General features: G+C 61.6%; 8 protein-coding genes. All 8 read left to right on the top strand.

Features of this window, described 5'->3' with window-relative positions; translation table 11 throughout:
• Window positions 1-475 precede the first annotated feature (475 nt).
• The 8 genes from E4V01_RS20460 to E4V01_RS20420 all read left to right on the top strand — a co-directional run bounded on the left by E4V01_RS20460 (window position 476) and on the right by E4V01_RS20420 (window position 9,133).
• Entirely contained in the window at window positions 476-1,651 is a 1,176-nt protein-coding gene (locus tag E4V01_RS20460) for a site-specific integrase (protein ID WP_135299607.1), read from the top strand.
• A complete protein-coding gene (locus E4V01_RS20455) occupies window positions 1,648-2,340 on the top strand; it encodes a hypothetical protein (RefSeq protein ID WP_135299606.1) in 693 nt (230 codons plus the stop codon). Before E4V01_RS20460 ends, E4V01_RS20455 begins: the two co-directional genes overlap by 4 nt.
• A gap of 103 nt (window positions 2,341-2,443) precedes the next feature.
• Window positions 2,444-2,668, top strand: a complete 225-nt coding sequence (locus E4V01_RS20450) for an AlpA family transcriptional regulator (RefSeq protein ID WP_135299605.1) — start codon at window positions 2,444-2,446, stop codon at window positions 2,666-2,668.
• Between the two features lie 605 nt (window positions 2,669-3,273).
• On the top strand, window positions 3,274-3,669 hold the full coding sequence (locus E4V01_RS20440) for a hypothetical protein (protein WP_135299603.1): 396 nt from the start codon (window positions 3,274-3,276) through the stop codon (window positions 3,667-3,669).
• A 560-nt stretch (window positions 3,670-4,229) separates the two neighbouring features.
• On the top strand, window positions 4,230-4,466 hold the full coding sequence (locus tag E4V01_RS20435) for a hypothetical protein (RefSeq protein ID WP_135299602.1): 237 nt from the start codon (window positions 4,230-4,232) through the stop codon (window positions 4,464-4,466).
• Entirely contained in the window at window positions 4,463-7,018 is a 2,556-nt protein-coding gene (locus E4V01_RS20430) for a bifunctional DNA primase/polymerase (RefSeq protein WP_135299601.1), read from the top strand. The genes E4V01_RS20435 and E4V01_RS20430 overlap by 4 nt, the downstream gene beginning before the upstream one ends.
• A gap of 149 nt (window positions 7,019-7,167) precedes the next feature.
• Entirely contained in the window at window positions 7,168-8,040 is an 873-nt protein-coding gene (locus tag E4V01_RS20425) for a hypothetical protein (RefSeq protein ID WP_135299600.1), read from the top strand.
• Window positions 8,041-8,350: 310 nt separating this feature from the next.
• A complete protein-coding gene (locus E4V01_RS20420; protein ID WP_135299599.1) occupies window positions 8,351-9,133 on the top strand; it encodes a hypothetical protein in 783 nt (260 codons plus the stop codon).
• Window positions 9,134-9,157 lie beyond the last annotated feature (24 nt).

Below are 9,157 nucleotides of genomic sequence, written 5' to 3'. Positions count from 1 at the left end.
AAAACCGAGCCCAATTAGCTTCGGACGGTGTCCACCAAACCGGCAGCAGGCCAGATCAGTGCGGCCGTGCCAGTGCGAGACCAAAGCCTAAGCGCCCTACCGAGCGGGGTGTGCTGTTTCAGCTTCGTCCGATCTGAACACGACCTGCTACAGGTCGTTGCGAGATGGAAAAGAATGGGGCGATGCCTACGGATTGAAACCGTCGCTTTGCCGTACCCTGAACCATGCCCCAGCTATGAACGCTCGGCAGGTTAAAGCTCATCGCTTGCTAAGTCGCTGACTTGCAAGCAGTAAATGGCGCGCCCGAAAGGATTCGAACCTCTGACCCCCAGATTCGTAGTCTTATGATTTAGGTGATCATAGCTTGCCGTAAGCTTTCGTAAGCGCGATGATCACTTATGGGCACCAGATTTTTGTTGTCATGGCTGATCGTTTGAGGGCACACGACGCTTACTGATGCTTACGGATTGAGGCCATGGCCCGGCTGAGTCGTGCTCTGATTGAAAATTCTGAGGTTCCGCAGGGGAAGGACTCAACGATCATATGGGATGGCGCTCTGCCCGGCTTCGGCGTTCGCATCAATGCTGGGGGAACGCGAAGCTTCGTGGCTCAATATCGCAACGGCAGGGGAGCCACGAAACGTCTCAGCCTCGGTCGATACGAGGCCATGTCGATCGACGACGCCCGCCGGCTTGCGCGGTCGACGCTGGCGAAAGCGGTTCACGGCTACGACCCGGCCGAGGAGGAGGCCAAGGCCAAGGCGCGCGCCTCGATCACAATTGGTAGCGTGGCAGATGCCTATCTGCGCGCCTCGGAAAGCCGCCTGAAGGCCCGCTCGCATGCCGAGGTTGCGCGGCATCTCGCAAAGCATTGGGAGCCGCTACGTGCCCTGCCCGTGCATCAGGTCAAGCGCGCTGACGTGGCCGCCGTGATGCGGCAGATCGCTAGCGACCGTGGCGAGATCGCCGCTAATCGAGCCCGTGCTTCTCTATCAGCCATGTTCGCGTGGGGCATGGGAGAGGGGCTATGCGAGACAAACCCGGTTGTTGGAACCAACAAGGCCGCCGACGAGCGCTCGCGGGATCATGTCGTCAGCGACGACGAATTGCGTGCAATATGGCAGGCGTGCGGAGACGATCATCATGGCCGAATCGTGCGCCTCCTCATCCTCACCGGCCAGCGCCGCGACGAAGTCGGCTGCATGGCTCTCTCTGAGGTCACGGGCGATATGTGGACAATCCCTTCCCTGCGCACGAAGAATCGCCGGCCTCACGATGTGCCGCTATCCTCGCACGCGCTTGCAATCATCCTTACGACACCACTCCGCGGCGGGCGGGACCTGATCTTCGGCGCGCGGGACAACGGCTTTTCGGGATGGAGCAAGGCGAAGGCCGAGCTTGACGCGCGGATCAGCGAGAATGGTGACGCAATTCGCCCCTGGCGGCTTCATGATTTACGACGGACGGCCGCGACAGGCATGGCTACCCTCGGCGTGCTCCCGCACGTCGTCGAAGCAGTGCTGAATCACGTCAGCGGCCATCGGGCCGGCGTCGCGGGCATCTACAATCGTGCGAGCTACCGAGAGGAAAAGCGGCAGGCCCTCACACTATGGGCCGAACATGTCGCAAGGCTCACTGGCCCGGATGAATGACCGAGTATCTCCCCCCCGGCATGGTTTCGTTTTCGGCCGCACTGGCGCGTTCAGCCGAGACGTTGTGCCCGGAGGCGTGGGCCAGCGCCAAGCCTGAAGCAAGGTCCCTTCTCGCCGATGGCACAACGCTGAAAAGCACTTGGGCCGGGGCTTGGGCGGGGCCGAACTCACTCGCCGAGAAGGCTTACGCGGCTCTACGCCCCATGCTGGCCGATGGGAGGTTGCCGGCATCGCTCAGGGTGACCACGGGTGCGCCGGAGCCCATCGAAGCGGTATCTTGGCAAGCCAGCGGAGCGGATCGTGTCGAAGCGGTGCTGAAGGGCGCTGCCGTGTTCATCGTCGCAAGCGGTGCTGCGGCGCGAGGGGACGTGCTGATTGCGGGCGCGAACCTCGACGCTGTGCTCGCGGGCCAGCCTGTCCCACCCTCCCCCGCTGCCGGTCCAGCCCGCGTTGCGGAAATGGCCATCGCGGCGCCGAGCAAGGCAGGTAGGAGGCCGAACCCTGGCGTTGATGACTTCTGGATAGAGGTATGCCGCCTCGTTACGGAAGGCGGCGTGAAGGGCGGGCAGGCCGGTTACACCGAACACATGGCACAGTGGGCCGCCATTAACATGGATCGGCCCTACGATGCCGAGACAGTGAGGAAAAAGATCGGAAATCTCTTCAAGAAGATCGGGTGGCAGCAATGAGCGCCGGCTATTAATCCCGAAAATCCCATTGCGTCGGGCTGCTATGGCTTGCCCTGGTTACCAATGGTCCCGACGCCGCACGGTGCGGCTTGGGAGAATGAAGATGCAGACCAGCGCCGCACGACGGGTATCCCTGCCGCCCTCGCTTGAGAGAGACAGGCTGATCGACAGTGGGCAAGCTGCGGCACTGCTCGGCTTCAGCCTCACGCATTTTCGACGCCTCTATCGCGCTGGAAAGGTTCCCCCGCCGCTTCGAATCGGAGAGCGCAAGTTCGGCTGGAAGGCAGGCGCGCTGACCGACTGGATTGCCGCGCAAGAGCGGGGATAGTTGCCACATTGCGCCTAGTCGTCTTGAGCTTTGATGGCATAAAAGCCACACTGAAAACAGAGACTCTTTGCCAAAGAGATCAAGCAAAATCTATCCGTTGCATCCGTCGCTTTGTCCGTTGGCGCCGGTGGCATGATAGATACTTCGCTTGTACCCTGATGGTCGCGGGTTTTGGTTGCAGTGGTGCTGGTAGAGCCGTGTCATGGCGCAAAGGAAAGACAGGGTGCCTATGGGTTACATGACCGCAAAATCCGTGATGGCTGAATTTGGCGGCATTTGTGACATGACGCTAGCTCGATGGCTTGCTGATGATCGCTTGGATTTTCCGCGCCCGATCTACATCAAGAGACGCAGATACTTCAGCCACGACGAAATAGAGGCTTTCAAGAAGCGAAGTGCATCTAGGGTGGCCGCTTCTAGATGCAGTAAGGGTGGCGGATGATCCGTTGAGCCGACGGATGAGTGGCGGATATCCGTCGACATTTAGAGTAAATGTGTGGTTTACTGTGGGAACATGTTGGGTTAGCGCAGTCTTGCGGTGAGCAGCGACTCGACAGGATGCCTTAGGTCAGCAGCCAAGGCGCCGCCGCATCGGGGTTAAGCACATGGATTGCCAGTCCACTCAACTGGCCGGGGCGCCTTTTGGCTCTCCGGTCGGGCCGGAAGCGTATGTCTGCCGATTTGATGATAGTGGTGCGGGGCGTAAGAACATCGCGATTGTCGCGACTATACTGGATGCATTCGCCTCCGTTTTGACCGCGGAGGAAGCCTTGCTGGGCGCCGCTCTTCATGGGCCTGCCGGTAGCATCCGTGAAGCGGTCGAGGTCATCCGCTCTGTAGCGCGAGAAGCGATCGAGACCGCCATTGCTGCGCCGGGGGATGCCCTCGAACGGATTGCGTTGCTCGGGCACGCTGTCGACTTCGAGGGGGCGAATGGTCCGCTTGTCGGCCAGATCGCTCTCACGCTTGCGGCGGGCGCCGTTCCAACGACCGTGACCTGACCCAGCGCGCGTTCGAAGCGCCGGGAGCGATTCAAACTGCCTCCCAGCGACTCGCGAATGCGTGGACATATTTGGACGCCGCTGGCCCGAAATAGATGGCCTGGGCATCGTGAGGAGGTCCTATGCACGCTTATCGCATCAAAGACTTGGCAAAGCCCAATGGGCCGATTGCCCGGTCAACGCTGTACAAGCACGCCGCGGAAGGCCGCCTCATCATGCGAAGGGTTGGTGGTGCGACTGTGGTCTTGGCCCAAGACTGGCGTCGTTACCTCGAAGGCGCGCCGGCTACCAATGGCGTGCATGCCTCTCACTGCACGACTTCGGCTGCGGCCGCCGCGTAGCAGACAAAAAAGAACCTGCTCAGCCCTGGCCGGCTAAGCAGGTTCGTAAATCACAAGTTAAGGTGCGAAATGACTACGCCAATTCCTTGCCGCGTGCAAGCGGCAATAGTCGCGACTGAAGGAAAGCCGTGGCGCTTCGACTGGCGCTTGCCGGAGGGTGACGACTCGGCATACTTCGTCGAGCACCCTTCGGCACGCTTTCGAGCGCGCCCGTGGCGCATGAGCGACGATCGCCGCGCGCGCGGCACTCCACCGTTGGGCGCCCATCATTCCGATCTGAGGGACATGGAGCTTATCACGCTCGTGTTCCGGTCGGGCTGCCGTATCGTCCGCTGCTTCTATCCACGCGACCATCTCGCATGGCGCGATGCGGCCAGTGACGCACGGTACATGCTGAGGGAGACGCCGGAACTCGGCGTTGACGGCGACAATCCGCTTCCGGGCCTGCAGTCATGAGCGGCTTCGATCCGGACGGCACCCGCGAGGGCTCGGACCTGAGCCCCTACGCCTCGGCAGGCCCGGCCCTCGTCGATCTCGGCTACTCGGCGATTCCGATCTCGCCGGCCGAGAAGATGCCTGGTCGCTTCTCCGGCGGCGAGTGGTGGCCGATGAAGGACTGGAGCCGGCATTGTGTCGTGCTCCCAACCGGCTTCGAAGTCACGATGTGGTCGAAGTGGCCGGAAGCGAACGTCGGCATCGCCTGCGGCCGTGGCGTCCTGGCCTTCGACATCGACCAAGACTTTTTGATCGAGCCGATCAAGGCGGTCCTGCCGCCTTGCATCGTGGCGAAGCGCGGTCGCAAGGGCGAGACCCTGTTCTTCCGCGGCGACACGAGCGCCATTCGCTCGCGCGGCTTCAAGCGGCAGCGGCCGGGATCGGCCGATCCGCGCGACCGCGAAGGCATGATGGACCTGATCGCCGACGGCAAGCAAACCGTCGTGCCGCCCTCGATCCATCCCGATACGGCCGCGCCCTACGTCTGGACGACCGAGCGCACGCTTCTCGACACGCCGCCCGCCGACCTGACCGAGATCACGGTCGAGCACGTCGAGGCCGTGATCGAGGTCCTTCGCGCGCACGGCTACGAGGCAACCGAGACGATCCTTCCGGTCGAGGCGCGCGGAATCGAGGTCGCGGACGCGGCCACGTCCACCGCCGAGTGGTTCCGCAAGCTCAACGAAGACGCCCTCGCCGACCTCCACGCGTGGGTGCCGCGACTCGGGCTGACCCGACTGCAGCGCTCCGGCGACGGATACCGCTCAGTTGCCGAGTGGCGCCCATCGACCACGGGCAAGCCGCTGCACAAGCGCAACCTGTATCTGTCGATCGACCCGAAGGGGATCGTCGATTACGGCGATTGCGAGAAGGGCTATACCGCGATCAACCTCGTGATGGTCGCGCTCGGCATCCCCGAGTCGGACCTGACGCGCGCGGCCGTGTGGCTGGGCGAGGCGATCGGCTACGACTTCGCGCCGAAGATGGTGCTCAACCGGAACCGGCCGAAGCTCTCGCCGCGCGACGAGGCAGCCCGGCTCTACAGGATGGCTCAGGAGACTGACGATCCCGCGCCGGCTCCGGTTGCCGCCCCGGAGCCCGTGGCGCCCGCCACGGACGTTCCCAGCGCCCCCGCGGTGCCTGACGACGAGCCGCCGCCCGCCGAGGTCCCGGCGACCGTGATCGAGTTCCCCGAGATCGACGACGCGCCCCCGCCGCGGTCGCACGAGGAAGAGATGCGCGACCTCGTCGAAGGCGTGCCCGGCCTCGTCGGCGAACTCGTCGAATGGATGCGGATCACGTCGCGCAAGCCGAACGCAACCCTTGCCTTCGCGGCCTCGGTCGCCTTCGTCGGCACCCTCGCAGGCCGGAACTACGAGGCGCCGACCAAGGCGAGGACAAACTTCTATACCCTCGGCTTGGCCCCGTCTGGCTTCGGGAAGGACCATGCCCGCAAAGTGATCGGGGAGATCGTCGACCGCGCGAATCTCGGCCGCTTCATGGGCGGCGAGCAGATCATGTCGGGCTCGGCCCTACGGAAGCGCGTCGGGGCGCAGCCGTCGTGCCTCTACTTGGTCGACGAGTTCGGCGGCTTCATGCGCGACATCAACAACACGAAGATGCCGCACAGCTTCCAAATCCGCAACGACCTGCTCAAGTTCTTCTCGACAGCGGCCGGTACATTCCGCGGCGCCGACTATGCGGCTGAACTTGCAACGCCGATTCACAACCCGAACGTCTGCCTCTATGGCACGTCGACGCCGTCTGATTTCTGGCAGTCATGCCGGGCTCTCTCTGTCGCCGATGGCCTGCTCGCCCGGATGCTGATCTTCCCCGTCGGCGGCGACCTCCCTGATCGCGTTCGGCCATCCGCCAGTTGGGACAGCCCACCCTCGGACCTTCTCAAGGCTTGTCAGTACCTGACGATCTCCAAGACCGGCGGCAACCTCAACGGCGTGCTCTCCGACGGCACGACCTCCTGCAAAGCGCTGATGGTGCCGTGGGCCAATGCCGCGATCGACGATTTTTATTGCGAGATCGAGAGCGAGTTTGAACGACGAGGCTTCGATCGTGGCGAGGAGGAAGGCGGTTTGTGGGGACGCACGGCCGAGCACACGTTGAAGCTCGCCCTTGTGATCGAGGCGGGGCGCGATCCGATTCGGCCGCGCATCCACCGCGGGACCTTGGAACTCGCCCGGCGCATCGTCGAGCTTTCGACGCTGATGACCCTCGATCAGATCGCCGGCCGGCTCGCCGACAACGACCGCCAGCGCGAGCACGTCGACGTGAAGCGCTGGATTCTGGAAGCCGGTCCCGATGGCGTCTCCCGCACCGCGATCTCGAAGCGCGTGAACGGCCGCTTCGACCGGCGCCGCCTCGACGACATCCTGAAGTCACTCGAAGAAGATTCGCGGGAGGTCGTGTGCGTTGTGCGCCCCCCAGCGTCGGGGCCGGGGCGCCCGAGCCAGCGCTACTTCGCAGTCCGGGCACTCGACGGCCACGGTGCCGCGTGAACAGCCCGGAGCCGCAGGGCTTGGGGGCAATTATTTATTTAGTTAGATAGGGGGGTATTATATGGGTAAGATCAGGTTTAAATTCTAAACGTTTTTGTACCCCTCCCCTACCTCTATGAAAGAAATAATTTTGTCGGAGAGCAGGGGCTATGCCGACCTCACCCGTTGAGCGCCACCTTGGAAGCCGGTGGCCGATCATTCTGCATCGCGCTCGTGCCTATCGCTCTTCGATTCCGACCGAGGGGATGACGGGCGCGGCATACGCTGATGCGGTCCTCTTTCCTGACGTGGAGCCGACGCTGATCGGTGAGGTCCTGACGCTTCTCAATCGTCGGGGGCTTGCCTGGGTGCGCCGCTCGCGCGGGTCTGTGTGGGTGTTTGGCGTCCGGCCCAAGAATATCGCGATTCCGAAGGATACTGTTGCAGAGGCGTCTGGCGCCCTTTGCCAAGCGATTGCCGGGCATATGCTGGCTTTAGCCCGCACCGAGGCCGCAAGCCGGCACGCGTCCGAGAACGGTGATCAGGAGGGAAGCTGTAGGCTGGCGGGCGAAGGGCAGGTTCACTGTTCCCGCATCGTGCCGATAGTCCGAAGCCACGCGATCAAAGGGCTCGCGCTAGCGGACATCCGCAATGCCATGCACGATGTCTTCTCTCCCGCAGCCATAGAGGCTCTGACGCGGTACGAGGCCCGCCTTGCCCCCGAGGCCGTTGCGGATGCCCTGGACGAGCCGCAGAAGGCGCCCAAGGCGAAGCGGCTACCCAACGGCCTGTCGCTGACCGAGAAGGCATTCGAGCACATCGCTGCCGCGGGACCGGCCGGTGCGACGAGGACCCGGCTGATGGATGCGATCCGGCCGAAGCCCGATGCGGAAGCCGTGAGCGCAGTGCTCGCGGCACTGACGGCCGACGGGCGCGTGACGGAGCGAGAGGTTCGGTCGGGCGGTCGCGGTCGTCCGGCAGTCCGCTTCTTCGCTGCCCCTGCCGGCCTGTCCGACGCCGCCGCGGGACTAGCTGCCGAGTAGGAGCGCCGGGCATGGCGCACCCTGAGCCGGATGCCGCCGGCCGTGCCATTTGTGCAACTGTTGCGTGGATGCTACGTGGCATTCCTGCCGATTTGTGCCTTTCGCGCAACTGTTGCATAGCCGCAACAGTCATGGGTCCCTCTGGGGGGCCGTGGGGGGCGGTTGACGCGCGACCCCGGCACTCCGCTAGGCGCAAAGAATTTTTGCCCGATTTATTACTTGAATAAGCAGCGCTTCTGATATTTGTAAGTGGCGGCAAATATTTGGGTATGGGTAGCAGTATCAGCACGAAATCAAAAGAGGTCATAAATTGAGCGACCATCGGCAGGAAATCGAAGGGCTGATGCAGTGTCCCGATGATTGGGACGCAATCTTCCCAGACATCACGGCTGTGACGGATGCTTGGCACAAAATGGACTGGTATTACTGCCACCAAAAATTCTGTTTTCGTGGGGATGAGCAGGCTGTTATACGAGCGATGGCAGAGTCTGACGAAAGCGTTTTCGATAGATCTGGTATAGATTGGCGCGAAGTGCGCGATAATATTGCGTTTAGGAGGGCTGATGCGCTAAATGAATACTGCATGAGGGCGCACAAAATTGCTAAAATCACATACCTGTCGCCAAGCTATAACGGCAAGCACTATATAGGCAGTGACGAAAAAGAAATTGTCCGCCGGTCGTTGAAAAACAGATCTGTTTCCTTGTTTCTGGAAGACTATGAGCCCGATAGGCTTAAGAATGGCTTTGCCCAATGGATGATTAATTATTTTAATGACTCAACTTTTTACGATGACCCAAATTCGGTCAACCAGTTTGAGGACTATATATCTGCTAATGATGAGTCTGGTGCCTTGTATGGCCATGTGCGATCGAAGGTGTGGCGGTCTATATTTGGGCAGCACAACACGAGGATAGCATTTGAGGTTGCCTACCCTGTTGGATTTAAGGCCGGAAAGGAATTGGATCACATTTGTTTTGATATAGAAATGTCATCAAAAACTCTACATGCTTACCCAATAAGTAAGCAGGAGGCTGTAAGCATTATGGGGGGTGAGGATGAGGTTGTGATGAATAAACCGATTTGGTGGTAGGGCGACCGAAACAGGCTCTTATCT

Source organism: Methylorubrum sp. Q1 (assembly GCF_004683995.1).
In the GTDB taxonomy this organism is placed as follows: domain Bacteria; phylum Pseudomonadota; class Alphaproteobacteria; order Rhizobiales; family Beijerinckiaceae; genus Methylobacterium.
Note: the sequence above shows the minus strand (reverse complement) of the source record. Positions and strands in the feature narration are given on the sequence as shown.